The organism is Lederbergia sp. B243.17, from assembly GCF_057657925.1.
Genome location: NZ_JBWBKF010000037.1, coordinates 25968 through 50360 on the forward strand (window position 1 = coordinate 25968; position 24393 = coordinate 50360).

General features: G+C 49.0%; 26 protein-coding genes. 23 read left to right on the top strand and 3 right to left on the bottom strand.

Annotated features, from left to right (window positions below; translation table 11 throughout):
• Positions 1–56: 56 nt before the first annotated feature.
• The 7 genes from lhaT (at position 57) to AC0TWI_RS06670 (ending at position 5972) form a co-directional block, all read left to right on the top strand.
• Positions 57–647, top strand: coding sequence for a lipoprotein heptaprenylglyceryl N-acetyltransferase LhaT (gene lhaT / locus AC0TWI_RS06640; protein ID WP_488125556.1), 591 nt, complete (start codon positions 57–59; stop codon positions 645–647).
• A 278-nt stretch (positions 648–925) separates the two neighbouring features.
• Positions 926–1717 carry a sporulation protein YpjB gene (gene ypjB / locus AC0TWI_RS06645; protein WP_488125557.1) on the top strand — a complete coding sequence of 264 codons (792 nt, stop codon included), beginning with the start codon at positions 926–928 and terminating at the stop codon, positions 1715–1717.
• A gap of 55 nt (positions 1718–1772) precedes the next feature.
• Positions 1773–2456 carry a zinc metallopeptidase gene (locus tag AC0TWI_RS06650; protein WP_488125558.1) on the top strand — a complete coding sequence of 228 codons (684 nt, stop codon included), beginning with the start codon at positions 1773–1775 and terminating at the stop codon, positions 2454–2456.
• 334 nt (positions 2457–2790) lie between these two features.
• The gene (locus AC0TWI_RS06655) at positions 2791–3525 is read left to right on the top strand and encodes a response regulator transcription factor (RefSeq protein ID WP_488125595.1); all 735 of its coding nucleotides are present in this window, start codon (positions 2791–2793) and stop codon (positions 3523–3525) included.
• Positions 3526–4857 carry a GHKL domain-containing protein gene (locus AC0TWI_RS06660; protein ID WP_488125559.1) on the top strand — a complete coding sequence of 444 codons (1332 nt, stop codon included), beginning with the start codon at positions 3526–3528 and terminating at the stop codon, positions 4855–4857.
• 69 nt (positions 4858–4926) lie between these two features.
• Entirely contained in the window at positions 4927–5589 is a 663-nt protein-coding gene (locus AC0TWI_RS06665; protein ID WP_488125560.1) for a YhfC family glutamic-type intramembrane protease, read from the top strand.
• A complete protein-coding gene (locus AC0TWI_RS06670; protein WP_488125561.1) occupies positions 5586–5972 on the top strand; it encodes a DUF3887 domain-containing protein in 387 nt (128 codons plus the stop codon). Before AC0TWI_RS06665 ends, AC0TWI_RS06670 begins: the two co-directional genes overlap by 4 nt.
• Before the next feature lie 49 nt (positions 5973–6021).
• On the opposite strand, the gene AC0TWI_RS06675 is transcribed toward AC0TWI_RS06670, so the two are convergent.
• Complete coding sequence (locus tag AC0TWI_RS06675; RefSeq protein WP_488125562.1) at positions 6022–6897, bottom strand: YitT family protein; 876 nt, start codon at positions 6895–6897, stop codon at positions 6022–6024.
• Between the two features lie 315 nt (positions 6898–7212).
• Here AC0TWI_RS06675 and AC0TWI_RS06680 point away from each other — a divergent pair, with 315 nt between their 5' ends.
• The 9 genes from AC0TWI_RS06680 to panD all read left to right on the top strand — a co-directional run bounded on the left by AC0TWI_RS06680 (position 7213) and on the right by panD (position 14714).
• Entirely contained in the window at positions 7213–7539 is a 327-nt protein-coding gene (locus AC0TWI_RS06680) for a nucleotide pyrophosphohydrolase (protein ID WP_488125563.1), read from the top strand.
• Between the two features lie 13 nt (positions 7540–7552).
• Positions 7553–8356 carry a 4-hydroxy-tetrahydrodipicolinate reductase gene (dapB, locus tag AC0TWI_RS06685; protein ID WP_488125564.1) on the top strand — a complete coding sequence of 268 codons (804 nt, stop codon included), beginning with the start codon at positions 7553–7555 and terminating at the stop codon, positions 8354–8356.
• Positions 8357–8371: 15 nt separating this feature from the next.
• The gene (gene bshB1, locus AC0TWI_RS06690) at positions 8372–9085 is read left to right on the top strand and encodes a bacillithiol biosynthesis deacetylase BshB1 (protein WP_488125565.1); all 714 of its coding nucleotides are present in this window, start codon (positions 8372–8374) and stop codon (positions 9083–9085) included.
• Positions 9082–10209, top strand: coding sequence for an N-acetyl-alpha-D-glucosaminyl L-malate synthase BshA (gene bshA, locus AC0TWI_RS06695; RefSeq protein WP_488125566.1), 1128 nt, complete (start codon positions 9082–9084; stop codon positions 10207–10209). The genes bshB1 and bshA overlap by 4 nt, the downstream gene beginning before the upstream one ends.
• Before the next feature lie 14 nt (positions 10210–10223).
• Entirely contained in the window at positions 10224–11429 is a 1206-nt protein-coding gene (locus AC0TWI_RS06700) for a CCA tRNA nucleotidyltransferase (RefSeq protein ID WP_488125567.1), read from the top strand.
• Complete coding sequence (locus AC0TWI_RS06705; protein ID WP_488125568.1) at positions 11402–12382, top strand: biotin--[acetyl-CoA-carboxylase] ligase; 981 nt, start codon at positions 11402–11404, stop codon at positions 12380–12382. Before AC0TWI_RS06700 ends, AC0TWI_RS06705 begins: the two co-directional genes overlap by 28 nt.
• A gap of 245 nt (positions 12383–12627) precedes the next feature.
• The gene (gene panB, locus AC0TWI_RS06710; RefSeq protein WP_488125569.1) at positions 12628–13461 is read left to right on the top strand and encodes a 3-methyl-2-oxobutanoate hydroxymethyltransferase; all 834 of its coding nucleotides are present in this window, start codon (positions 12628–12630) and stop codon (positions 13459–13461) included.
• A gap of 2 nt (positions 13462–13463) precedes the next feature.
• Positions 13464–14309 carry a pantoate--beta-alanine ligase gene (panC, locus tag AC0TWI_RS06715; RefSeq protein WP_488125570.1) on the top strand — a complete coding sequence of 282 codons (846 nt, stop codon included), beginning with the start codon at positions 13464–13466 and terminating at the stop codon, positions 14307–14309.
• A gap of 18 nt (positions 14310–14327) precedes the next feature.
• A complete protein-coding gene (gene panD / locus AC0TWI_RS06720) occupies positions 14328–14714 on the top strand; it encodes an aspartate 1-decarboxylase (RefSeq protein WP_488125571.1) in 387 nt (128 codons plus the stop codon).
• 88 nt (positions 14715–14802) lie between these two features.
• Here the strand turns inward: panD and AC0TWI_RS06725 are convergent, their stop codons facing one another.
• Both AC0TWI_RS06725 and AC0TWI_RS06730 read right to left on the bottom strand, forming a co-directional pair.
• Positions 14803–15810 (bottom strand): HAAS signaling domain-containing protein, encoded by a 1008-nt coding sequence (locus AC0TWI_RS06725; protein WP_488125572.1) that lies wholly within the window; start codon positions 15808–15810, stop codon positions 14803–14805.
• Positions 15797–16159 (bottom strand): PadR family transcriptional regulator, encoded by a 363-nt coding sequence (locus AC0TWI_RS06730; protein ID WP_488125573.1) that lies wholly within the window; start codon positions 16157–16159, stop codon positions 15797–15799. The genes AC0TWI_RS06725 and AC0TWI_RS06730 overlap by 14 nt, the downstream gene beginning before the upstream one ends.
• Before the next feature lie 258 nt (positions 16160–16417).
• Here AC0TWI_RS06730 and dinG point away from each other — a divergent pair, with 258 nt between their 5' ends.
• From dinG to nth, 7 genes are all read left to right on the top strand, one after another.
• Positions 16418–19219, top strand: coding sequence for an ATP-dependent DNA helicase DinG (gene dinG, locus AC0TWI_RS06735; protein WP_488125574.1), 2802 nt, complete (start codon positions 16418–16420; stop codon positions 19217–19219).
• Positions 19220–19359: 140 nt separating this feature from the next.
• Positions 19360–19530 (top strand): YpmA family protein, encoded by a 171-nt coding sequence (locus tag AC0TWI_RS06740; RefSeq protein ID WP_488125575.1) that lies wholly within the window; start codon positions 19360–19362, stop codon positions 19528–19530.
• Between the two features lie 13 nt (positions 19531–19543).
• The gene (locus tag AC0TWI_RS06745; RefSeq protein ID WP_488125576.1) at positions 19544–20020 is read left to right on the top strand and encodes a cell wall elongation regulator TseB-like domain-containing protein; all 477 of its coding nucleotides are present in this window, start codon (positions 19544–19546) and stop codon (positions 20018–20020) included.
• Positions 20021–20036: 16 nt separating this feature from the next.
• A complete protein-coding gene (locus tag AC0TWI_RS06750) occupies positions 20037–21230 on the top strand; it encodes a pyridoxal phosphate-dependent aminotransferase (RefSeq protein WP_488125577.1) in 1194 nt (397 codons plus the stop codon).
• 123 nt (positions 21231–21353) lie between these two features.
• Entirely contained in the window at positions 21354–22646 is a 1293-nt protein-coding gene (gene asnS / locus AC0TWI_RS06755) for an asparagine--tRNA ligase (protein WP_488125578.1), read from the top strand.
• A gap of 81 nt (positions 22647–22727) precedes the next feature.
• Positions 22728–23420, top strand: a complete 693-nt coding sequence (locus tag AC0TWI_RS06760) for a DnaD domain-containing protein (RefSeq protein ID WP_488125579.1) — start codon at positions 22728–22730, stop codon at positions 23418–23420.
• 33 nt (positions 23421–23453) lie between these two features.
• Positions 23454–24119, top strand: a complete 666-nt coding sequence (gene nth / locus AC0TWI_RS06765; protein ID WP_488125580.1) for an endonuclease III — start codon at positions 23454–23456, stop codon at positions 24117–24119.
• The last annotated feature ends 274 nt before the right edge of the window (positions 24120–24393 follow it).

Here is a 24393-nt window from a genome sequence, read left to right on the forward strand (position 1 = left end):
AGAATTTTTGCTGTTGTTTCTTCATCCCATTCTTTATAGGAAGGCTGGCCGACTAAATGAATCTGCTATATGGGTATTTGACTGACCGCCGTTTTCTTTGGCTGCTGCTCATTGTAAATACGGCAGGAACAATTTATGGATACGACTGGTATGGATGGCAGCTGAAAGATACCCCCTGGTACTTTATTCCGTTTGTGCCGGACAGTCCGACGGCAAGCCTATTTTTTATGTTTGTCATCATCGCATTTTTGCTGAAGAGGAATTGGCCTCTGTTTGAGGCGCTTGCTATGATCACCCTCATCAAATACGGCATCTGGGCAGTGGTAATGAATATATTGACACTGGCCGTGACCGGCGACTTGCCGTGGCAAGGCTATATGCTGATGGTCTCGCATGGCGCGATGGCTGTTCAGGCCATTCTCTATTCTCCGTATTACCGAATGAAGCTGTGGCATGTTTTGGCTGCTGCTGCCTGGACACTGCATAACGATGTGATCGATTACGTCTTTTTTCAATACCCGCGTTATCCTGGACTGGAATCATACATACCGCAGATCGGGTACTTCACATTCTGGCTCAGCATCGCCTGCATCACGGTTACACTTTTGTCCAGGCGGTGGAAACAGAGGGAGATCGTGTTTTATTAAGTCTATGTTTTATAAGATTGCTGCTGAAGCATGAAATGGAAGAAAGCAAATGGCGTCTTCTTCTATTTCATGCTTCCGAAAAACTATGTGTATTACTTCACAAATTCAAACAGCGTACTGTTAGGAAAAACGGTATCTTATAAAACAATAATTACTCATTTGCGGCTCATTTTGCACAATTAGGCATTGATAGATTTCCTCTTCATCTTTCAGACCGAGTCCGGTCTATTCTTGTCCTCCTTTTCATACATTTTAACTGTAGATGGGGAGGGACCGGAATGAAAACTCATATCATTTTCCTTCTGTTTGTAAATATGCTTTTTTCCGGCGTCGCAGTGACAGCTGAACAAGAGACCGAGCCGGCGGTCGCTCAGCTTGACGGGTTATCCGACCAAGCGCTGCAGTCAACGAGGTCGGGCGATTACGAAGAGGCATTTCGGCTGCTGGGGCAATATGCTGATGTTTTTTCCAAGCATGCGGTGCTGAACCGGCCCTTTTCAATGGATGAATTAAGGGTGCTGTCGCTTGCGCATTACGATGCTGAAAAAGCATTGAAAAACACCTCGATGGATCCGAAAGAGCGGATCCGCAAAGTATCCGCGCTCCGGCTAGCCACCGATGCGCTCCAATCAAACCACCAGCCGCTCTGGGCAGAAATGGAGGACGCTGTCATTGCTGCTTTCCAACAAGTGAAGAATTCGGCAATGGAAGGAAATGGACAGGCCTACAACCGGGACTTGAATGAATTTTTCTCGACCTACTCTGTCATCCAGCCGAGCTTGAAGCTTTCGGTATCCGTCCAGGAAGTGCAGAAGCTCGATTCCAAGATGACCTTCCTCGACAAATACAGGATGAATTACAATGAGGATGGCTGGGCCGCTGAACTGGACGCCGTCGAAGCGGATTTGCGCAGTCTTTTTCTAGAAAGCAAGAAAGACGAGCTTGATCCTTCCATCTGGTGGGTAATCTTTATGACGGGCAGCATTATCGTCAGTACACTGTCCTATGTCGGCTGGCGGAAATATCGCGGGCAGAAAAAACAAAGCCCTGGCAGAAGTCCGAATGATTGACCACCAGTAAAATCTTTTGTAAAATAGGAGTAATATAGAAGGTGGAGGGTTGGAATTGGGGAGTTACTTCATATACCTAGCGATTATCATCATCATCCCGATCTGGGCACAGATGAAGGTCAAAAGCACATATACCAAGTATGCAAAGGTACCGACAACTGCCGGCATGAGCGGAGCTGAAGCCGCCCGCAGGATCCTTGATGCCAACGGACTGCATAACGTAGCCGTGAGGGAGACAAGGGGAGTTCTGAGTGATCACTACAATCCGATAACAAAGACTGTTAATCTTTCAACGGATAATTACCATAAGCATTCGGTTGCAGGCATTGCGGTTGCTGCCCATGAAGTCGGCCACGCAATCCAGGACAAGGAAGCGTACGCGGCACTTCGTTTCCGCCATGCGCTCGTTCCTGTCGCCAATATCAGCTCCAATGCCGCATGGATCTTCATCATGATCGGTATTCTCGTCAGCTCGATGAGAGGCTTGCTCCTGATCGGGATTATCCTGATGGCGGTCGGCGTTCTGTTTCAGGTCGTCACATTGCCAGTCGAGTTCAATGCTTCAAATAGAGCGATGGACCAGATTGTCACACTCGGCCTGATCAACAATGAAGAAGAGCGAAGTGCAAGAAAGGTGCTGAACGCAGCAGCCATGACCTATGTTGCAGCTGCAGCAGTAGCTGTACTTGAACTGCTCCGCTTGATCTTGATCTTTACGAATGTAACAAGAGAAGAATAAAACCGGAGCTGTCCTGGAAGTCAGTGAAAACTGATTTTCGGGCCAGCTCTTTTCTTTAGAAAAGGCTTTTGATTGGCATTCCATTTTTCTGGAGGCTCTGTTTCTCTGAATGGCAAGCCACTGGGATAAAAGCGATAAGCCAGCTGGCGCCTGCAACACCGCTGTGCGTTTTTAGTTTGTGTTATTCATACATAGGCTAGAAAAGCTGTTGTCAGATCATCCATAGGGAATCGCGGCCTATTCGATGTACAGAACATCTTTTATGGTGGATAAAAACAAGCAGTTTTTATCCACCTGTTTTATGTAGAGAGACATTAGAAATGGGGTGGGGGCCATCAGCATTTTTATTTTGGAAGACCAGATTGTACAGGCGGAGCGTTTGCGTCGGCTGGTGGAGGAGATTTGCAGCGACCAGGATGTGCCGTACGATTTCATTGAAGTAACGAGCAAAGGAGAGCGCTTGCTGGAGCGAATCCCACGGTCGGCAAAGGTGCCGATTTATTTTCTCGACATTGAAATAAAAGACAGCGAACGAAAAGGACTCGAACTGGCGCAGGAGATTCGCAAGCTGGATTCGGCGGGCATTATCGTTTTCGTCACGACCCATTCTGAGCTTGCCCCGATTTCGTACCGTTATATGGTTTCTGCTTTCACCTTTATTGATAAAGGCTTGCCGTTTGAAGAGCAGGCTCGGCTGATCGAACAATGTTTGCTTTATTATAAACAAAGAAATGAATGCGATGCACCTGCTGATGACTTTATTGTTGATACCGACCATGCGACTATCCGCATGCCGTTCCAGCAGGTGGACTATATCATGACGGCGGAACCTCACCGGCTCGCGCTATCTGCCGGTGATCGGGTCGTCCATTTTTATGGGACGCTGAAAGAGATGGAGGCGCTTGATTCTCGGCTGCTCCGATGCCATCAATCATATGTGGTAAATACGATGCTGATGGCTTCCTACGATGCCGTGAGCCGTGAGGTGATCATGAGAAGCGGGCAGCGCGTCCCGGTTTCCCGTCGCCTGGCCAGAAAAGTCAGGGCTGTGCTGAAGGGGGAGTCATGAATGAATCTTTATGATATCGTGGCGGTTGTTCTCGTCGGCATCACGCATATCGTCGTCTTCGTCGAGTCAATCCACTACCGGCGGCTCTCTCATACGATGGTCGCCATGCTTGGCATCGTGTTCACCATTCTGCTCGGTGTTGTCGTGATTGTGACAGGCTATCCTGAATTCAACACAATCTTGCTTCTGCTTTTTCTGCTCAGCCTCGGTTTCATGAAGGAAGGGCTGCCCATCAGCCGCAATCTCTTTTTTGCTTTAATGAGCATGGTCGGCATCACATTTGTCAAGATGGCGATTATGGAGCTCGGGTTCTGGTTGTTCATGCAGTCACCGCTTAATTTATACCTATGGACGGGAAGCTTGATCCATTGTATTGTGTCCGTCATTATTTTTGCTGCTGTACTCTTGTTGCGAAAACAAATTAGGGCAGTCGCTGACTTTCTGGAAGGCCCGCTTTTTTTCATCACTTACATACTTCTTTGTATCGGATTCGGCTTGGAGCTGATTTTGACTACGCCATCTTTGTCGCTGCTGGCTGACATCCATGAAACATATGGCCAGGCCAGTTACATTGCTGCCTATATCCTGTTTTTTGTTTTGCTGCTGATTGTCATGATCAGCTCGCATTTATCGAAGGAGCATGCGGTCGAAAGGGAGCGTGCCCGCTCGGACCGTGAACTGCTCGCCTATGTCAGAAAACTTGAACATTTGCATGAGGAATTGGCGGGTTTCCGCCATGATTATGCCAATGTACTGCTGTCACTTGAAGAAGGGATACGCCAAGGGGACATCACGCAAATCGAACAAGTCTATTACAGCGTCATCGCTCCTACCTCAAGGGTGACCGACAATGGGGATCTTGTGGTCACGAAACTGTCACGTGTCCAAATTCCTGAGGTGAAAAGTGTGCTGATCGTCAAGACGATGGATGCGCTGCAAAGGGGATTGCATGTGGAAATCGATATACCGAAGGACGTGGACGCGATTCCAATGCCGGCAGTGTCCTTTGTTCGCGCCCTGTCCATTTTGCTGGACAATGCAATGGACGAGGCGGCTCTTACCGAGGAAAAGCTTATCCAAATTGCCTTGTTTGAAACCGAAACGTCCAGCTTCTTTATCGTCCGGAATAGCTGCAGCGATCGACTGATCGATTTAAACAAGCTGTATACAGAGCGATATTCGAATAAGGGGATCGGGCGCGGATACGGATTGCTGTCGTTGAAGCGGATTGTCGACAAGGCGGACAACGCCTCGCTTGAGACAGATGTTCAGCATCCTTATTTCACGCAAACACTGATGTTGAAAAAAGTACCACTTACGATGAAATCATGACCGATTATGAAAAAAGAATCGCTGCGGGCTATCTTTGCCGATAGAATACTAGCGAAGGAGTCGTTGCGGATGATAGGTATCATAGTTGCATTGGTGATCGGGCTGTTGCTGGCACTGTATAAAAAGCGGCTGTCGCCGTTTCTGCTTGGGATGGTCGCTTTTAGTGTCTCCCAGCTGCTCTTGCGCCTGCCGTTGCTCCGTTATTTGGACGCTCAGAGCACGAGTTACACAATGTTCAGCATACTTCACCCGATCGCGTTTTCAATCTTGTTGGGACTGTCGGCAGGACTGTTTGAAGGCGTTGCCCGTTTCCTCCTCATGCGGTATGTGATGAAACAAAGGGATTCACTGTCCGGATTTCTGTTCGGTTTTGGGCATGGGGGCATTGAGGCGGTGTTGCTCTTAGGAATCCAGGCTGCCGTACTTCTTTTCTCCGCTGCCGCGCTTAGCCAAAGCGATTTATTCCTTATAGGGGGAATCGAACGGTTTTTCGCCATGATGCTTCACATCGGGCTCACTCTCATCATCCTAAGGGGGATTCGTCTGGGAAAGCTCCGCTATACGGTGGTCGCGATTCTCATTCACGGGGGAGTCGATGCGATGGTCGGGATCGTTCCATTCATTTTCCCGCGTGAACACAGTTTGGCTATAATCGAGTCCATTCTAGCTATTACGGCAGTCGCTGTCTTGATTTATGGGTTCGTAAGCAATCGAAAGGAGGTGCCTCAATGAAAAAACTTCAAAGTCTGTTCGTTGCCATTCTCTGCCTCGCACTGCTAACGGCTTGCGGAGGGAAAAAGTTGGATCAAGCCACTTCTGACCGCTATATAGGCAAGGCGGAAGAAGTCGTTGCCTCGTTGAATAAGGGAGATTACGCCTCAGTCCATGCCTTGTTTAATGACCAAATGAAAAAGGGACTTTCTGAAGAACAAATGGCTGAACTTGAGCCTGTAATCGAAGGATCAGGTGAATTTGAAAAAACCGACAAAGCATCGGTTGAAGAGAAGGATGGAAATTTCGTCGTCGTTCTTGTCTCTGCTTATAGCAAGGAGAAGCGGATCTATACGATCACATTCGACGCAAATGATCAAATTACCGGGCTTTATATTAAATGATTGCAAAAAACCGGAGGAGAAAAACGATTCGTTTTTCTCCTCCGGTTTTTCATACATCATAAGGAATTTTGTTTTCATCGAGCGTAAAGCCTTCGCCCATGACGTCATGTACGGTGAAAACGGAAACGAAAGCATGGGGATCAACCGTATTGACAATCCGCTTCAAATCGACGATTTGATTTCGGGCAACGACGCAGTACAGGACCTCTTTTGAACTTTTTGTAAAAGAGCCTCGTCCCTGGAGAACCGTGACGCCTCGATTCATTTTTGACAGGATTTCATCCGCGATTTCATTGTGGTGCTTTTCCGAGATGATGAGTGCGCCTTTTGCCGCGTAGGCGCCTTCCTGCATGAAATCGACAACCCTAGCACCGACAAAGACGGCGACGAGCGTGTACATTGCTTCCTTATGGTCCAGGTACGTCAGCAAGGAGACGGTAATGACGACGGCGTCGAACATGAACATCGTCCGCCCCATCGGAATCCCTTTATACTTGTTGGCTAGACGGGCGATAATATCGACACCGCCGGTCGTACCCCCGAACCGGAAAATGATACCGAGCCCGATCCCGATGAACACACCGGCGAAAAGAGCGGCCAAAAACAGATCCCCGTCAAGTGAGATGGTAAAGTGGTAACGCTGGAAGATGAAAAGGAAGACGGAAACGGAGACCGTCCCAAACACGGTATAGAGAAACGGCTTTTTTCCGAGCAGCTTCCAGCCGACGAAGAAGAGCGGGATGTTAAGGACCAGGTTTGAGATCGATGGATCGATTTTAAACAGGAAATATAAAAGCAGTGTAATCCCTGTAAACCCGCCTTCTGCCAAGTTGTTCTGCATGTTAAAATGGACGAGCCCAAATGCGAAAATAGCGGACCCCAAAAGAATAAAGAAAAGATTTTTAAGTTTCAGGCCAAATATCATTTGCCGACCTCCCTAATTGAGTATGCGCTGGAACCGGACCGGTCTCTTTTCTTATGCCAGCCGGTATTTGGTACATATCAACGTACCTTTCGTCCAAGAGTAAAGCTATCTCATTCGCTGTACATTCCCTTACATTCTGCCCCGTTCACCCGGAGTGAAACCTCAAACTGACAGAACAGCGAGACAGTCCGCCGCCATAGCGGGCCCCAATTATTATAACCGCGTTGGCAAATAAGTCGCAACCTTGGCAGAAAAGCAAAATCATTTGTATAAAAAAACGGAATTCGCTAACATAAGTGAAAAGGCGGGATGTACATGAAAGCGGAAAAAACGATGAAAGAAATGCAGCAGGAAGTTGACGAGTATATCGGACAGTTCAAGGAAGGTTATTTCAGCCCGCTCGCCATGCTGGCTAGGATTACAGAAGAAGTGGGAGAACTGGCCCGTGAAGTGAATCATCAATACGGGGAGAAACCTAAAAAGTCGACGGAGGCTGAGAAAGCAATCGAGGAAGAGATCGGCGACGTGCTGTTCGTCATTATCTGCCTTGCGAATTCTTTAGGCATCGACTTGCAGACTTCCCATGACCTCGTTATGGAGAAGTTTTCAACCCGTGACAAAGATAGATGGACAAAAAAATAAAGGGTGAGTGCATATGGAAAAAACAATTCGGATCATCATCGCCGGGCCGCGCGGCAAAATGGGGAAAGAAGCGGTACAACTCGTGCAGGAAACAGCAAATTTTGAGCTTGTCGCTGTGCTTGACCGCCGTTATGAAGGAATGAAGCTGTCGGAGATTGACGGATTCAGCTCGGTCGATGTGCCGATTTATACAGATGCAGAAAAGTGTTTCCGTGAGATGGAGGCAGATGTCTTGATCGATCTGACAAAGCCGGAAACCGGTTATATACATACGAAAACGGCCCTGCAGAACGGCATTCGCCCGGTTGTGGGAACGACTGGATTTACGAAAGATCAGCTGGAAGAACTAAAAACGCTTTCGGAAGAAAAAGGGCTTGGCTGCATTATCGCGCCGAACTTCGCGATAGGCGCCATTTTGATGATGAAATTTTCGCAGATGGCAGCGAAGTATTTCTCTAATGTGGAGATTATTGAGATGCATCATGATCAGAAGCTGGACGCCCCATCCGGGACGGCAGTGAAAACGGCAGAGATGATTTCGGAAAATCGCGAACCGGCAAAACAGGGGCATGAGAAAGAAGAAGAAACGATTCCCGGAGCGCGCGGCGCAGATTTTGAAGGAATGCGGATCCACAGCGTCAGGCTGCCTGGATTGGTTGCGCACCAGCAAGTATTGTTTGGAGCGGACGGACAGACATTGACGATCCGCCATGACTCATATCACCGCGGCTCATTCATGTCCGGGGTGAAAGTTTCGGTAGAAACCGTCATGAATTTGCAAACGCTCGTATACGGGCTTGAACATATTTTGGATTAGGAATCAGGTGATGAAATGGTTGACAGCATAGACGTGCTTGCGTTCGGAGCACATGCGGATGATGTGGAAATTGGAATGGGCGGCTCGATTGCCAAATGGGCAGCCGAAGGCAAGAAAGTCGTGATCTGCGATTTGACAGAAGCGGAGTTGTCTTCGAACGGCGATGTGGAATCGAGGAAACGTGAAGCGGCCAAGTCGGCGGAAATTCTCGGTGTTGCGGAAAGAGTGACGCTGGACATTCCCGATCGCGGGCTGTATCTTACCGCAGAAAACATCCGGAAAGTGGTGGAAGTCATCAGGAAGTACCGGCCGGCACTGGTTTTCGCTCCATTTTCAAAAGACCGGCATCCTGACCATGGCAATTGCGGGGCGCTCGTCGGAGAAGCTTTCTTCTCTGCGGCAATCAGGAAATATGAATTGCCCTCAGGAAGGGGGCCGCACAGACCGGAAAAGCTGTTCCGGTACTTTATCAACGGTCATGCCGAACCCGATTTCGCCGTGGACATCAGCGGAACAATCGGTAAGAAGATCGAGTCTCTTGCGGCATATGAAACGCAGTTCTCGCCCGGTGAATCCGGAGTTTCCACGCCATTGACCGAAGAGTATATCAGCGGAATAAAAGCGAGGGAAAGACTATTCGGAAAAGATGCAGGCGTGCTGTATGCTGAGGGGTTCAAATCGAATCAGGTCCTGCTTCTCGATCAGGATCTTTTTGGTGGGAAATTATGAGCCTCCGGATCGGAATTACCTGCTACCCGACAGTTGGCGGGTCCGGCGTCGTAGCTTCAGAACTTGGGAAGCTGCTCGCTGAGAAAGGACATTATGTTCATTTCATCACATCTGACATTCCTTTTAGGCTAAACACGCTGCACAACCGGATCTTTTTTCACCAGGTGAGCGTCAACCAGTATTCGGTCTTCCAATATCCTCCGTACGATATTGCGCTCGCAAGCAAAATGGCGGAAACGATAAAAAAAGAGAAACTCGATATACTTCATGTACATTACGCCGTCCCCCATGCCGTCTGTGCCATTTTGGCGAAGTCAATGGCGGGAACGGATGTGAAAATCGTGACAACCCTCCATGGAACGGATATTACGGTGCTTGGATACGACCCGACTCTCGCTGAAGCGATTAAATATGGCATCAGCCAGTCGGACAGCGTCACGGCGGTGTCGCATGCATTGGCCGTCCAGACGGAGGAAATGCTTTCTGTCGGACGCGATATCGAGGTCGTTCCGAACTTCGTCGATGAGCGCGTATACCGGAAGGTTGATGCACCCGGACTGAAGGAGAAATACGGGATCGCCGAAAACGAAAAAGTGTTGATTCACGTATCCAACTTCCGCGCAGTCAAACGTGTGCCGGACATTATTTCCGTTTTTGAAAAAGTGGCAGAAGCCGTTCCTGCCAAGCTGCTCCTTGCAGGAGACGGACCCGACCGGGCAGCCGCTGAAGAACTGGCAAAAGAGAAGGGGATTGCCGATAAGGTGGTCTTCCTTGGCAAACAGTCACATTTGGAGGAACTGTACTCGATCAGCGATGTAATGCTTCTCCTTTCGGAAAAAGAAAGTTTCGGGCTTGTCGCACTTGAGGCGATGGCCTGCGGCGTGCCTTGCATCGGAACGAGAGTTGGCGGCATCCCGGAAGTGATTGAGAACGGCTGGAACGGATACCTCGGCGAGCTTGGCGACAACCATGGCACAGCTTATAAGGTGATCAAGCTCTTGACGGATGACAAGCTGCACCGGGAGATGTCCGCCCATGCCGAGGCGACTCCAAATGAAAGATTCCATTCCAGTGCTATCGTTTCGCAGTATGAACGGATATATGAAAGATTATTAGGAAGATAAGGCAGGCGGGCTGCATGAACGAATTATTTAAAAAAGCATTGCCCATCATTGAAAAAATCGAAGCATCCGGATTTGAGGCCTATTTTGTCGGCGGATCGGTGAGAGACAGCATTATGGGCCGAGAAATCCATGATGTCGACATTGCTACTTCTGCCACCCCACAAGAAATAAAGTCGCTTTTCCATGCAACGGTCGATGTAGGGATTGAGCATGGCACGGTTCTCGTCATCCATGGGGGCGAGGGGTATGAGGTAACGACCTTCCGGGAGGAATCGGAGTACGTGGAATACCGAAGGCCCGAATCTGTTTCCTTCATCCGCTCGGTAGAGGAGGATCTGAAGCGGAGGGATTTCACGATGAATGCGATCGCAATGGATCAGAGCGGCCGTTATATCGATCCTTACGGCGGTCGAGAGGACATCGCCTCCCGCATTATCCGAACGGTTGGCAGTGCGGATGAGCGCTTCCAGGAAGACGCTCTCCGGCTGATGAGGGCGGCAAGATTCGTCAGCCAGCTCGGTTTCCGGCTAGAAGGCGAGACCTTGTCGGCGATGGAGAATCATGCCCATCTGCTCGGCCATATAGCAGTGGAACGGATCACCGCCGAAATGGTGAAGCTGCTGGATGGAATGGAAAAGGCTCAAGGCCTATCCTTCCTGCTCAATACCGGCCTCCACTGTTATTTGCCGTCCCTATTTTCCGAAACAGGACTTCTGAAAAAAATGCTGGAGCTCCGTGTTACCCAGTTATCGGAACCGGAAGTATGGGGGTGTGCGCTCGTGTTGTCGGAAGATCCCGATCCGGCCGAGCTGCTGAAAAAATGGAAAATGCCGATGAAAAAGGTGAAGCGGCTTGCAAGCCTGTCGATGCTCGTCCGCTGGCGACTTGAACATGATTGGACGCCATATGTTCTATACCAGAACGGCCTTGAACAGGCAAAAAGTGCAGAAATAATAGCCCAAACGCTGAAGCGTGTCTTTGATCCGGAAGCAGTGGTTAGGCTAAATGCCCTTGCCGGCGGTTTGCCGATCGCCGATCGGAGCGATTTGGCCGTTTCTGGAGGAGAGATCATCCGCTGGTCGGGGAAAAAAGCGGGACCATGGGTGAGTGCTTCACTTATAGAAATAGAAAAGCAGGTTGCCAACGGCAGCCTTGCGAATGAGAAGGAAGAAATCAGGAGGTGGCTGGAATCTTGCCAGTTTCAATTCGGAGACGATTAATCGCCTCTCTTAAAGATGCAAATGGCGCATACTTGTCCGGGCAGACGCTGGCAGATGCACTCGGCTGCTCGAGAACCGCGGTCTGGAAGCATATCGAGGAACTGAGAGAAGAAGGATATGCTATCGAGGCAGTAAGAAAAAAAGGGTATAAGCTTCTGTTTTCGCCTGATCGTCTGAAAGAAGAGGAAATCACACATGATTTGCAGACGAAAAGACTCGGGAAATCCGTCCGCTATCATGAAACGGTCACCTCGACTCAAACCGTGGCACATGAGCTGGCACAAAATGGTGCTCCTGAGGGGATGCTTGTGATTGCAGAGGAACAGACCGGCGGAAGGGGAAGAATGGCGAGGCGCTGGCACTCGAGAAAACAGAAAGGCATCTGGATGAGCCTGATCATCCGGCCCAGGCTGCAGCCCCAGCAGGCCCCTCAGTTCACGCTGATTGCAGCGGTTGCAATCGTCAAAGCGATCGAAGACGTGACAGGCATTTCGGCTGCGATCAAATGGCCGAATGATATTTTGCTTAATGGGAAAAAAATCACCGGCATTTTAACGGAAATGAGCGGCGAAGCGGATCATATCCACTTTTTAGTGATTGGTGTCGGGATGAACATCAACCAGGAGGAGGATGATTTCCCGCCCGAAGTCCGAAATATCGCCACCTCCCTTTTCCTCGAAAGCGGCCATAAAGTGGACCGGGCTGAAATCGTCCGTCATTTTTTGCGTTATTTTGAGAAATACTACGATTTATACATAGAGAAAGGTTTCACGCCGATCAAGCTGATCTGGGAAAGCTATGCGGCAAGCATTGGCAAAAGGATCACGGCAAGAACAATCAGAGGGGAAATTACCGGGAGAGCAATGGGTATAACGGAAGAGGGCGTACTTTTAATCGAAGACGATGAAGGGGAAATCCATCGGATTTATTCGGCAGACATTGACATGAATTGATGGTCACAGACGTTCGCTTTTGCTATAATCATGGTGGGCAGTATCAGATGAACTGCACCTGCGTGTGAAAACAATGACTAATTTTATTCTGCCTTGATCCGCGATAGGACTGGGACAGAGGGCCGAAACGAGTATCGAAGCTGCGACAGAGACCTTCTGCCTTTTTTGGGGAAGGTCTCTTTTATTCTTGTCCAGCCGAATAGCTCGGACATTCGTCTCCTCTAACTGAAAAGGAGGAAGGAAACGTGATTCAAACAACTGATTTTGCAAAGATGAAATCGGCGGGTGAAAAGATCGTCATGCTGACGGCGTATGATTTCCCGCAGGCAAAACTCGCCGAAAAGGCGGGAGTCGATATGATTCTCGTCGGCGATTCGCTCGGCATGGTCGTTCTTGGCTATGATTCGACTGTACCGGTGACCATTGAAGACATGGTCCACCATACAAAAGCGGTCAAGCGGGGCGCACGTGATACATTCATTGTCGCTGATCTTCCGTTCATGACGTACCATATCAGCATTGCTGAAGCGATGCAGTCTGCCAGAAAGCTGATGCAAGACGGCGGAGCCCATGCAGTGAAGGTAGAAGGAGCGGGCGATGTGCTTGGAACAATTTCAGCACTGACAGCGGCGGGTGTACCGGTCGTTGCCCATCTTGGTCTCACTCCACAGACTGCCGGCGTGCTCGGCGGCTATAAAGTGCAGGGGAAAACGAGCGAAGCGGCACAGCGGCTGCTTGAAGATGCACTGGCATGTGAAAGGGCCGGCGCATTTGCATTGGTGCTTGAATGCATTCCGCGGCAGCTGGCAGCGGAAATCAGCTCCCGCTTGTCCATTCCGACGATCGGGATCGGTGCCGGAGCGGAAACGGACGGCCAGGTGCTCGTTTACCATGACCTGCTCAGCTTTGGAGTCGACAGGGTGCCGAAATTCGTTAAAAAATACGTTGATGTCGGTACCATTATGGAAGATGGCATCAGGCAATATGTGAGTGAAGTGAGAGGCGGCGTCTTTCCTGAAGAAAAACATACGTTCACGATGAAGGAAGAAGAGCTCGCTTTATTATATGGGGGAAAATGACCGTGGAAATTATTAATGGCGTCTTTGCGATGCAGCAAGAAGCAATAAAAGCGAAAAAAGCAGGGAAAACGATCGGCTTTGTACCAACGATGGGGTATTTGCATGAGGGCCATCTTACCCTTGTCAAGAAGGCGAAAGAGGAAAATGATCTCGTGTTCATGAGCATCTTCGTCAACCCTCTCCAATTTGGGCCGAATGAAGATTTTGAAGCGTATCCGCGTGATTTTGGGCGGGATGCGGAGCTCGCGGAAAAAGCGGGAGTTGACTGTCTTTTCCATCCGGCACCTGAAGAGATGTACCCGAATCCTGCGACCGTAACGATCGCTGCGTCGGCACGGACCGGCGTGCTTTGCGGAAAAAGCAGGCCTGGACATTTTGACGGCGTCGTAACCGTTTTGACAAAGCTCTTCCACATCATGATGCCGGACCGGGCGTATTTCGGTTTGAAGGATGCACAGCAAGTAGCAGTGATTGAAGGGCTTGTCACGAGCTTAAACTTCCCGCTGGAGCTTGTCGGTGTTGAAACGGTCCGAGAAAGCGACGGACTGGCGAAAAGCTCGCGAAATGTCTATTTGACTCCGGAAGAACGGGAAAAAGCACCTAATCTTTTCCGTTCCCTTACGGAAGTGAAGGAAGAAATCGAAAAAGGGGAACGGTCAGCGGCTGCGATTGCGGAAACATTGCGCAGAAGGATCGGCGAGACAACAGGCGGCGAAGTAGATTACGCAGAGGTGCTCAGTTATCCGGGGTTGGAAAGCATCAGCAGGCTGGAAGGAAAGATTTTGATTGCGGCAGCTGTGAAATTTTCAAAGGCAAGATTGATCGACAATATCATCATCGAGATTTAAGATTCAGGGGGAATCTGTATGTTCAGAACAATGATGAACGGAAAAATCCATCGGGCGCAGGTGACCGAGGCGAATTTGAATTATGTCGGCAGCATCACGATCGACAGGGATATCCTCGATGCCGTCGATATGCTGCCCAATGAGAAGGTGCAGATTGTTAACAATAACAATGGCGCTAGATTGGAGACGTATATTATTGAAGGGGAGCGGGGATCCGGCGTTGTCTGCCTGAATGGAGCGGCAGCGAGACTCGTTCAGCCTGGCGATATCGTCATCATCGTTTCCTATGCACTCGTCGCTGAGGAAAATGTGGCAGACCACAAGCCGAAAGTGGCGCTTATGGGCGAAGGCAATAAGATTGTTGAAATGATTTCGTATGAGCCTGAGGCGACTATCTACACGTGACAAAGCTTGCGATCGCTGTCCGGACTGCTGTAATTTGGCGGACCGGGCAGCTTTTTTCTATGTTAATAACCAGTAGACCGGAACCATTTTACATCTCCGATTTGCGCATCTTAAAAAATCCGCTAATCATATCCCAAACCAACCCGATGAGCAGGGAGACGACAAACAATTTAGTGGACGTGTCCCAAATCATTCGGATTGTTTCGTATTGATCGCTGCCAACCGAAATAGTATAGACTTGCGACAATTCCTTCATAAAATTCGGGTTCCAAAACGACGACTGGATCATCATCAAGATTACAATTGCCATCGAAATCGCATTCATAATCGTCGAGTACAAAACCAATTTTTTTGTCCATCGTCCATATACGAGCTTTAACGCTTCTTTTAAAATACCAAAACCCAATATAAGAATGATCGCCGGCATCGATGTTAACATGGTTTCTTTGTTTAAAAATGGGATGACTGTAGCAAGCTCGCCATTATGAATAGCAAAGATTCCAAAATATTTACTTGAAAACATCATGAAGAGCAATATTAAAAACACAATACCCGCAATCGGTTCAGAGCGATTGAATTGTCTTTTGGCATCCGGAAGAGTCGGAAGGTCAGCTAATTTCCAATCATTCTGAAAAGGAAACTTTTGTTCATTGATGTTTCCAAAATACTCTATCAAACCAAATACCAGCGTTACCCAGCCAATTCCTATAGGAATACTCGACACGATCGCTTCCACGATAAAACTTACAAAATGATCAATCACATGAATTGGATCTGTATAGACTTTGATGACAAATCCAATACCCATGCCGATAAGCATAGTGAGTAGAGATATTTTAAGCACCGTCATATAGGGATCAATTAATACTGGTCCAATCACATACTTGTTTTTTCCGCTGTACTGCTTCGCCAGTTTCGCAGGATTGCCCAATTCCAGCAAAACCTCTTCAATATGCGATTCTGTTACTTCCCCGTCTCCAGCACGTTCATCCAGCATATCGGCAATTAAACTCTTTAGTTCCTTTTCTACATCTTCCCTCTGTGATTGCGGCAATCTTCGAGTAACATCGTAAACATATCTTTCAATCCACTCCATTTTCTCCGTCCCCTTTTCGGTTGATTATGTGGTCCAAACTCTTTACGATTCCTTCCCATTCAACGCATAAAAGCCGATACACTTCATGCCCAGTTTCACTTAATACGTAGTACTTCCGCGGCCGCGCCACATCTGTATCCCACTCACTCTTCAGCAACCCCTGCTTCTCGAGTCTTCTTAAAAGCGGGTAAAGGGTTCCCGGCTCAACTTGGATGCCATTATCCCCAAGCATCTTCACAAGTGAATATCCATATTGAGGCTCTGATAACTGGCTAAGGACCCCGATTGTAATGGTGCCGCGCCGCAATTCCAGCATCATTTTTTCAATATGTTCGTTTGCATCTGTCATGTGATCATCTCCTGTATTCACTATAGTGTATGACGCACACTGTTGTAAAGTGAACAATAATAATTTATTCAGAATATTATTTTCTTGCAGTCATATCATTCTGGACGGAGCTGTTCAGTTTTGTGTCACAGGTTATTTGCCCAAATCCTTTTTAGCTGATTTGTAGTGGATTGAAAAGGGGATATGATACAATTGGGGTGAGCGATTGAATAAGAAAAAAACAGCCGAGTGCTTTGTTTTTTTAAAGGTGTGAAGAAGGTGTCACGTAAATTTGTAGTGGTAGATCTGGAAACGACCGGCAATGCACATTACAAGGGCGATAAAATCATCCAGCTGTCAGCCGTCACGATTGTCGACGGTACCATCGCTGGCCAGTATACAACCTTTGTCAATCCCGGTGTGCAGATTCCTTTGTTCATCGAGGAATTGACAGGCATATCCGATGGGATGGTCGCGGATGCGCCCTCTTTTTCAGAGATTGCACCAACGATGCAGGAATTGCTTAAGGATGCGGTATTCGTTGCCCACAATGTTTCATTCGATCTCGGCTTTTTACAGAGCGAGATGAAGGCTGCAGGGTGTGATCTTCCTGAACTGGATACGATCGATACAGTGGAATTCGCAAAAATCATGATGCCGCAATCTCCGAGCTTCAAGCTGTCCGAGTTATCGGAGGGGCTCGAGTTGTCGCATGTTAATCCGCACCAGGCCGACAGCGATGCGCTTGTCACGGCAGAGCTTCTCTTGCTTTTGATCGACCGGGCGGGAGGACTGCCGATGGTGACACTCGAAAAATTATCGGAACTTGCGATTCATATGAAGAGCGACATCCACTTGATTTTCGAGTCCTTGCTGCAAAATAATAGAAAAAAGCTTGATAAGCTCCCGGACTATTTGGAAGTGTATCGCGGCATCGCGCTCAAGACGAAAAGCGAGTTTCCGGATACGCCATCGGCTGAAGTGGCGGAATACCCTGTGTCTGCTGAAGGAAAAGACAAGTTGTTTGAAAGTCTTGCCGGCTATCAGCATCGGGACGGACAGCTAAAACTGATGGATACAGTTTATAACGCGTTCAATATGGACCGACATGCGATCATTGAAGCCGGGACCGGGATCGGCAAGTCATTCGGCTACTTGCTGCCGGCCGTCTATTATGCCGTTTCTACAAAAGAGCCGGTCGTGATCAGTACATACACAATCCAAATGCAAGAACAGTTGATGAACAATGAAATTGAAAAGCTGCAGTCACTGCTGCCTTTTTCGTTCAGGGCCTCGATCCTGAAAGGGAGAAGCAATTACATTTCGCTTCTGAAGTTTGAACAGGCGCTGAAGGACTTGGAGTGCAATTATGACAGCGTCCTTGCGAGCATGCAGCTCCTCGTTTGGCTTTTAGATACGGAAACGGGCGATATGGATGAGCTGAACTTCTCAGGAGGAGGCAATTTGTTCCGCCAGAGGATGAAGCATGACGGAAGCTTTGACGCCAAAGTGAAGGACCCGTGGCAGACGAGGGACTTTTATGCCCATGCCAGGAAGCGGGCGTTGCGATCGGATATCGTCATTACCAACCATGCAATGCTTTTGCGTGATATGGAAAGCGAGGACCAGCTGCTGCCGATATACCGGCGTGCGGTCATTGACGAGGCGCACCAGCTTAGGACCGCTGCCCAGAAAGGCCTAGGCAGGCAGCTGGAATACAGCAATATTAAATATTTGATTGGCCGTCTCGGCACAAATGAAAAGCGTCAGCTGCTGTTCCGCCTTGAACAAATTATTAAAGCGAGAGATTTGAAAGCCGATGTATCTTTTTTCGAGCTGGAAAATACTGTCCATGATTTGGAGACGGAAGTCGATGAATTGTTCATGCAGATCAGCAAGGTTTTCATCGACCAGCAGGCAAGCAGCCAATTCAAACAGCCGAAGCAGCAAGTGCGCATTACGGATTTCGTCCGCAGAAAGCGGTCATGGGAAGCGATCAGGATGTGCGCTGAACGCGTTTTGAGCGGCCAGCGCGGCATTTTGACAGCGGTTGAGGATCGGCTACGTATGATCAGAGCCGATGTCGAGAAGATGACCATGGCCGAACTCGCTTTGCTTGAGGAAGTGCAAGGCTTCAGAAAGGATTGGAAAGTCATCGGAGAGGGCTTAAAAGGCTTCATCATCTCGCCTGAGCCGGAATCCGTCATCTGGCTGGAAGGCGATACAAGAATGCTGCCGAATACGCTGCAGCTTCATGCGCAGCCGATTTCGCCGGCAAAGAAGCTCTCGGCCGAATTTTTCCACAAGAAAGAAAGTGTCATCCTGACGTCCGCGACATTAACGGTCAGCGATTCCTTCGATTACATGGTTGAGGAGCTAGGGCTCCAAGGACTCCCGTTGATAAGGGAAAGAATTGAATCCCCATATGACTACAAAACGATGGCGAAGCTGATGATCTCCAGTGATATGCCGGACATAAAGTCAGCTTCCGGCGATGAGTATATTGAAGCGATCGCAAACCATATTATCGCACTCGCTGATGCAGCCGACGGGCGGATGCTCGTCCTGTTCACGTCGTATGACATGCTGAGGAAGACGCACAGCCTGCTGAAAGAAAGCGGCTCTCTTGATGAATATGTGCTTCTGGCACAAGGGATTACAGGCGGTAGCCGGGCAAGATTGACAAAAAGTTTCCAGCAGTTCAACAAGGCGGTCCTCTTTGGGACGAACAGCTTCTGGGAAGGGGTCGATGTCCCCGGGAAAGATCTCTCCTGCCTTGTCATGGTGCGTCTGCCTTTCTCGCCGCCCGATGAACCTGCTGCCCAGGCGAAAAGCGAAGCACTCCAAAAGATAGGCAAGAATGCTTTCAGGGAATACTCGCTTCCTGAAGCGGTCATCCGCTTTAAACAAGGATTCGGCAGGCTGATTCGCTCAGAGAAGGATAGAGGCATTATCGTGGTGCTGGACAGGAGAATCGACACGACTTCCTATGGTAAATATTTTCTCCGCTCGATCCCGGATATTCCAGTTGAACGCGGTCCGCTGAACAAGCTGGCCGATTTGATGGAAAAATGGCTCTGACGGAAAAAGTTCACCGGTCCGGCACAGAAAATCAGATTGAACAAAGGACCCAGCCTCTTATATAATAAGGGGAAGATTTGTTGATTGCGATACAGTTTACAGCATGAGTGCAGATGCTCTCATAGCAGGGAGGAAAATTGATGGACAGCAAAGTGGAAGTGCTCTCGACGGTACGGATTCAATATCAGCCGGAGCTTTATAAGATCGTTGATGCACTGAACAGGACGCTGAAAGAGAGAGACTTGATGTTCGGCCTTGCGCTTGACCGCGAGGAGCAGGACGTCGCCATATTCACCATCTATCGGACGTAATGAGGAATGTAACATGAAAAAATGGATTTGGATCGCCGTAATCATTGTTGTTTTCGCAGGAGCCAGTGCTGTTGCTGTCTATGCGAAGGCAAGGGAGCCGTTTTCGGATGCCGAGAAAAAGGCGGTCAGCACCGCGCTGAAAGAGACGGAATTGGCCAAGGTCGACAAAGTCTACTTTTATAACGGCCAGGACTCCTACGTCACATTGGTGGGAAAAGGCAAGGACGGTAAGGGCTATGCCGCCTGGGTTCCTTCCGGAAAAAGCGGGAAGATCATCGTCAAGAAACTCTCTGATGGCATATCAGAGAACGATGCTGTAAAAAAGCTGGAAGCAGAGGAGAACCCGAAGGAAATACTTGCCGTCCGCCTTGGCATGGAAGAAAAGCTGCCTGTCTGGGAAATCTCGTACTTGGACCAGGATGACAGTTTAAACTATTATTATATTCATTTTGAAACCGGCCAATGGTGGCGGAAAATCGAGAACTTATAAGGAAAGCAGGGGTACAATGGAAATTAGATTGGCAAGCCGGGTTGAGGCGCTGACACCATCCTCTACACTGGCAATCACTGCAAAAGCGAAAGAACTGAAAGAGCAAGGACAGGACATTATCGGCCTTGGAGCAGGGGAGCCGGACTTTAATACGCCGGACAACATCATCGAGGCCTCGCATAGATCGATGAAGGAAGGGCAGACAAAATACACGCCTGCGAGCGGACTTCCTGCCCTGAAAAAGGCTGTCGCCGCCAAGTTCGAAAGAGATCAAGGCATTACTTATAAGCCTTCTGAAATCATGATTGCCAATGGCGCAAAGCATGCCCTTTATACATTGTTCCAAGTGCTCCTCAATGAAGGGGACGAAGTGATCATTCCGATTCCTTACTGGGTCAGCTATCCGGAGCAGGTGAAGCTTGCCGGCGGAGTGCCTGTCTATGCTGAGGGGAAAGAGGAGAACGGGTTCAAACTGACACCGGAAGGCCTTGAACAGGCAATTACGGAAAAAACGAAGGCGATCATTATCAATTCCCCGAGCAACCCGACGGGCATGATGTACAATGCCGACGAATTGCAGGCGCTTGGCGATATTTGCTTAAAGCATAATATTGTCATCGTCTCGGATGAAATCTATGAAAAACTTGTTTACGGTGAAAACAAGCACATTTCGATCGCCCAGCTTTCTCCTGAGCTGAAGGAAGCGACCGTCATCATCAACGGCGTGTCGAAATCTCATTCGATGACAGGCTGGAGAATCGGATACGCAGCAGGAAACGGGGCGTTGATTAAAGCAATGACCGACCTTGCCAGCCATTCGACATCCAACCCGACAACGACTTCACAATATGCGGCCATTGAAGCGTATGAAGGTCCGCAAACAGCCGTTGAAGAGATGCGCCAGGCATTCGAGGAAAGACTGGATATCATTTTTGAAAAACTGACAGCCATTCCAGGGGTAACTTGCGTTAAACCTCAAGGAGCATTTTACCTGTATCCGAATGTGAGCGAAGCAGCGAAACAATCCGGCTTCTCGGATGTGGACGGCTTCGTGAGCGGGCTGCTCGAAGAAGCCCTTGTCGCCGTCATCCCGGGATCAAGCTTCGGCACGCCGGATAACATCCGCCTGTCGTATGCGGCATCCCTTGAAATGCTTGAGAAAGCGGTCGAGCGTATCGCCCGGTATGTAAAGGAAAAGGGCGGGCAATGAACAGGATTTCAGGCGCAGGGAGGCGGGGCCATAAGCTGCGCCTTCTACCCTCCAAGTGTTGTTTATCGGACAGGCTGCCTGTATAATGGTCAATGACAGCAAGATGTTGAAAGGATGTTTACAGTGAAAACGACAATAGCAGAAGTGCATAAATATGTCGGCCAGGAAGTAAAGCTTGGTGCCTGGCTGGCCAATAAACGTTCGAGCGGGAAGATTGCCTTCCTTCAGCTTCGCGATGGTACAGGCTTTATCCAAGGCGTCGTCGTCAAAAGCGATGTGCCGGAAGAAGTGTTCCAGGCAGCGAAGTCCGTTACCCAGGAATCTTCCATGTATGTGACAGGAACTGTTCAGGAAGACAGCCGTTCACCGTTCGGATACGAATTGCTCGTAACCGGCCTGGAAGTGATCCATGAATCCCATGATTACCCGATCACGCCAAAAGAGCACGGAACCGAATTCCTGATGGACCACCGCCATCTATGGCTTCGTTCCCGCCGCCAGCATGCGGTCATGAAAATTAGAAATGAAATCATCCGCGCTACATATGAGTTTTTCAACGAAAACGGGTTCGTCAAGGTCGACCCGCCGATTTTGACCGGCAGTGCGCCTGAAGGAACGACTGAGCTGTTCCATACCAAATATTTCGATGAGGATGCCTTCCTGTCGCAAAGCGGGCAGCTTTACATGGAAGCCGCCGCGATGGCGCTGGGCAAAGTGTTTTCATTCGGACCGACTTTCCGTGCTGAAAAATCGAAAACAAGGCGCCACCTGATCGAGTTCTGGATGATTGAGCCGGAAATGGCGTTTTATGAATTTGAGGACAGCTTAAAGGTGCAGGAAGAGTATGTGGCCCATCTTGCCCAGTCCGTTCTTAAAAATTGCAAGCTGGAACTCGAGCGCCTTGGACGCGATACGTCCAAGCTTGAGAAAATCAAGGCTCCTTTCCCGAGAATTTCGTATGACGAGGCGATTGAATTCCTTCATCAGGAAGGATTCAATGATATTGAATGGGGAGATGACTTTGGGGCGCCGCATGAAACAGCGATTGCGGACCATTATGATCTTCCGGTGTTTATCACAAAATATCCAACGAAGATCAAGCCATTTTACATGCAGCCGGACAAAGAGCGTGATGATGTTGTGCTTTGTGCAGACATGATCGCGCCGGAAGGATACGGTGAAATCATCGGCGGATCCGAACGGATTTATGATTATGAACTGTTAAAGTCACGGATCGAAGAGCATAATCTGCCGCTCGATTCTTATCAATGGTATTTGGACATCGCCAAATTCGGTGCCGTTCCCCATTCGGGCTTCGGTCTCGGCCTTGAGCGTACGGTTGCCTGGCTTTCAGGAGTAGACCATGTCCGCGAAACAATTCCATTCCCTAGACTTTTGAATCGCTTATATCCATAACATCATCGGCCACGTACGCGCAGTGCGTGGCTTTCCCATCGGATAGTCAGAACGATTGAACTGAAAGTGGAGGTGTTGGGTATGGATAAGGAGTTTATCCTTTCATGGATAGAGGCAGGGACGGTCCAGGTTCCGCAATTGCTGCTGGAAAGATACGTGCATCTTGGCTTGAATGAAAAAGAGTTGGGCCTTGTCCTGCATATCGTGTCCTTCCAATCAAAAGGCCAGGACTTCCCGACCCCCGAACAGATTTCCGAGCGGATGACGATTACGGCGGGAGAATGCTCTGCGATTTTGAGAAAGTTGGTTCAGCAGGAACTTGTCGGCATCGAAGAAGGGGCGGAAGAGGGAATCCGTTTTGAAAAATATTCGCTCACTCCGTTGTGGGTGAAACTGATTGATTTGCTAAACCGTGAGAAACGGGAGTCCGATCTTCAGGCTGTCATGACGGAGGAAAGCGACCTGTATACAATTTTCGAGAAAGAATTCGGCCGGCCGCTATCGCCGATTGAATGCGAATCACTGGCGATGTGGATTGACCAGGACGGGCAGGATCCGCTCCTGATCAAAGCAGCCCTCAGAGAAGCGGTTTTGTCGGGTAAAATCAATTTCCGCTATATCGACCGGATTTTATTCGAGTGGAAGAAAAATGGCGTCAGGACAATCGAGCAGGCGAGGGTACACAGTATGAAATTCCGCAAGAAAACCCAGCCTGTGGTCCAGCCGACAACCGCGCGTGCTGAGGCGCCTTTCTATAATTGGCTGGAACAGTAAGTCTGATCGCTTAAAGGCAAGGCAGGTGAAGAAATGTTAAATAAGCAGCAGATCCGCTTTTGTCTCGATGAAATGGGGAAGATGTTCCCTGATGCTCACTGTGAGCTGGTGCACAGCAATCCATTCGAATTGGTGATTGCCGTGGCGCTATCGGCGCAATGTACAGACGCGCTCGTCAACAAAGTGACGAAACAGCTTTTTCAGAAATACAAAACACCGGAAGATTATTTGGCCGTTCCGCTTGAGGAGCTGCAAAACGATATCCGTTCGATCGGCCTGTTCCGCAATAAGGCAAAGAATATCCAAAAGCTTTGCCGGATGCTGATCGATGAATACGGCGGAGAGGTTCCCGCTGAGAGGGATGAGCTTGTCAAGCTTCCAGGCGTCGGCAGAAAGACGGCAAATGTCGTCGTTTCCGTCGCATTCGGTGTCCCGGCCATCGCCGTTGACACGCATGTGGAAAGGGTAAGCAAACGCCTTGCGTTCTGCAGGTGGAAGGACAGTGTGCTGGAAGTGGAGAAGACGCTGATGCGTAAAATTCCTGCAGAGGAATGGTCGATCACGCACCACCGAATGATCTTTTTCGGCAGGTATCATTGCAAGGCACAAAACCCTCAATGCCAAGTCTGCCCTTTGCTGACACTGTGCAGGGAAGGGAAAAAGCGGATGAAAAACAAAGAAGAAACCGGCAAGCATTAAAATAGAACGGGGCTGTCCAGAAAGTCAGTGGTAACTGATGTCTGGATAGCTCCGTTTTTCTTTATAAGCAAAAAAAGAGAAGAGTGCTTCCTGACAATCCCATAGACCATGTCAGCGATACATATAGTATTCGCTTTTCGCATGAAATGAAAGAGAGGGGGGATATTTTAGAAATTGCCGATGGCCTCTGAACGGATTGGGTAAGCCGCCTCGACTACCCATCAAAGAAAAAAGCAGGAGAAGAAAAACATGCTGTTTTTCTCCTCCTGCTTTA

What these genes read in the sequence shown, in the direction of transcription:
- lhaT (WP_488125556.1), top strand. Translation starts at nt 57, where the DNA reads ATGAATCTGCTATATGGGTATTTGACTGACCGCCGTTTTCTTTGGCTG.
- ypjB (WP_488125557.1), top strand. Translation starts at nt 926, where the DNA reads ATGAAAACTCATATCATTTTCCTTCTGTTTGTAAATATGCTTTTTTCC.
- AC0TWI_RS06660 (WP_488125559.1), top strand. Translation starts at nt 3,526, where the DNA reads ATGAATCTTTATGATATCGTGGCGGTTGTTCTCGTCGGCATCACGCAT.
- AC0TWI_RS06665 (WP_488125560.1), top strand. Translation starts at nt 4,927, where the DNA reads ATGATAGGTATCATAGTTGCATTGGTGATCGGGCTGTTGCTGGCACTG.
- AC0TWI_RS06670 (WP_488125561.1), top strand. Translation starts at nt 5,586, where the DNA reads ATGAAAAAACTTCAAAGTCTGTTCGTTGCCATTCTCTGCCTCGCACTG.
- AC0TWI_RS06675 (WP_488125562.1), bottom strand. Translation starts at nt 6,897, where the DNA reads ATGATATTTGGCCTGAAACTTAAAAATCTTTTCTTTATTCTTTTGGGG.
- AC0TWI_RS06680 (WP_488125563.1), top strand. Translation starts at nt 7,213, where the DNA reads ATGAAAGCGGAAAAAACGATGAAAGAAATGCAGCAGGAAGTTGACGAG.
- dapB (WP_488125564.1), top strand. Translation starts at nt 7,553, where the DNA reads ATGGAAAAAACAATTCGGATCATCATCGCCGGGCCGCGCGGCAAAATG.
- bshB1 (WP_488125565.1), top strand. Translation starts at nt 8,372, where the DNA reads ATGGTTGACAGCATAGACGTGCTTGCGTTCGGAGCACATGCGGATGAT.
- bshA (WP_488125566.1), top strand. Translation starts at nt 9,082, where the DNA reads ATGAGCCTCCGGATCGGAATTACCTGCTACCCGACAGTTGGCGGGTCC.
- AC0TWI_RS06700 (WP_488125567.1), top strand. Translation starts at nt 10,224, where the DNA reads ATGAACGAATTATTTAAAAAAGCATTGCCCATCATTGAAAAAATCGAA.
- panD (WP_488125571.1), top strand. Translation starts at nt 14,328, where the DNA reads ATGTTCAGAACAATGATGAACGGAAAAATCCATCGGGCGCAGGTGACC.
- AC0TWI_RS06725 (WP_488125572.1), bottom strand. Translation starts at nt 15,810, where the DNA reads ATGGAGTGGATTGAAAGATATGTTTACGATGTTACTCGAAGATTGCCG.
- AC0TWI_RS06730 (WP_488125573.1), bottom strand. Translation starts at nt 16,159, where the DNA reads ATGACAGATGCAAACGAACATATTGAAAAAATGATGCTGGAATTGCGG.
- AC0TWI_RS06740 (WP_488125575.1), top strand. Translation starts at nt 19,360, where the DNA reads ATGGACAGCAAAGTGGAAGTGCTCTCGACGGTACGGATTCAATATCAG.
- AC0TWI_RS06745 (WP_488125576.1), top strand. Translation starts at nt 19,544, where the DNA reads ATGAAAAAATGGATTTGGATCGCCGTAATCATTGTTGTTTTCGCAGGA.
- AC0TWI_RS06750 (WP_488125577.1), top strand. Translation starts at nt 20,037, where the DNA reads ATGGAAATTAGATTGGCAAGCCGGGTTGAGGCGCTGACACCATCCTCT.
- AC0TWI_RS06760 (WP_488125579.1), top strand. Translation starts at nt 22,728, where the DNA reads ATGGATAAGGAGTTTATCCTTTCATGGATAGAGGCAGGGACGGTCCAG.
- nth (WP_488125580.1), top strand. Translation starts at nt 23,454, where the DNA reads ATGTTAAATAAGCAGCAGATCCGCTTTTGTCTCGATGAAATGGGGAAG.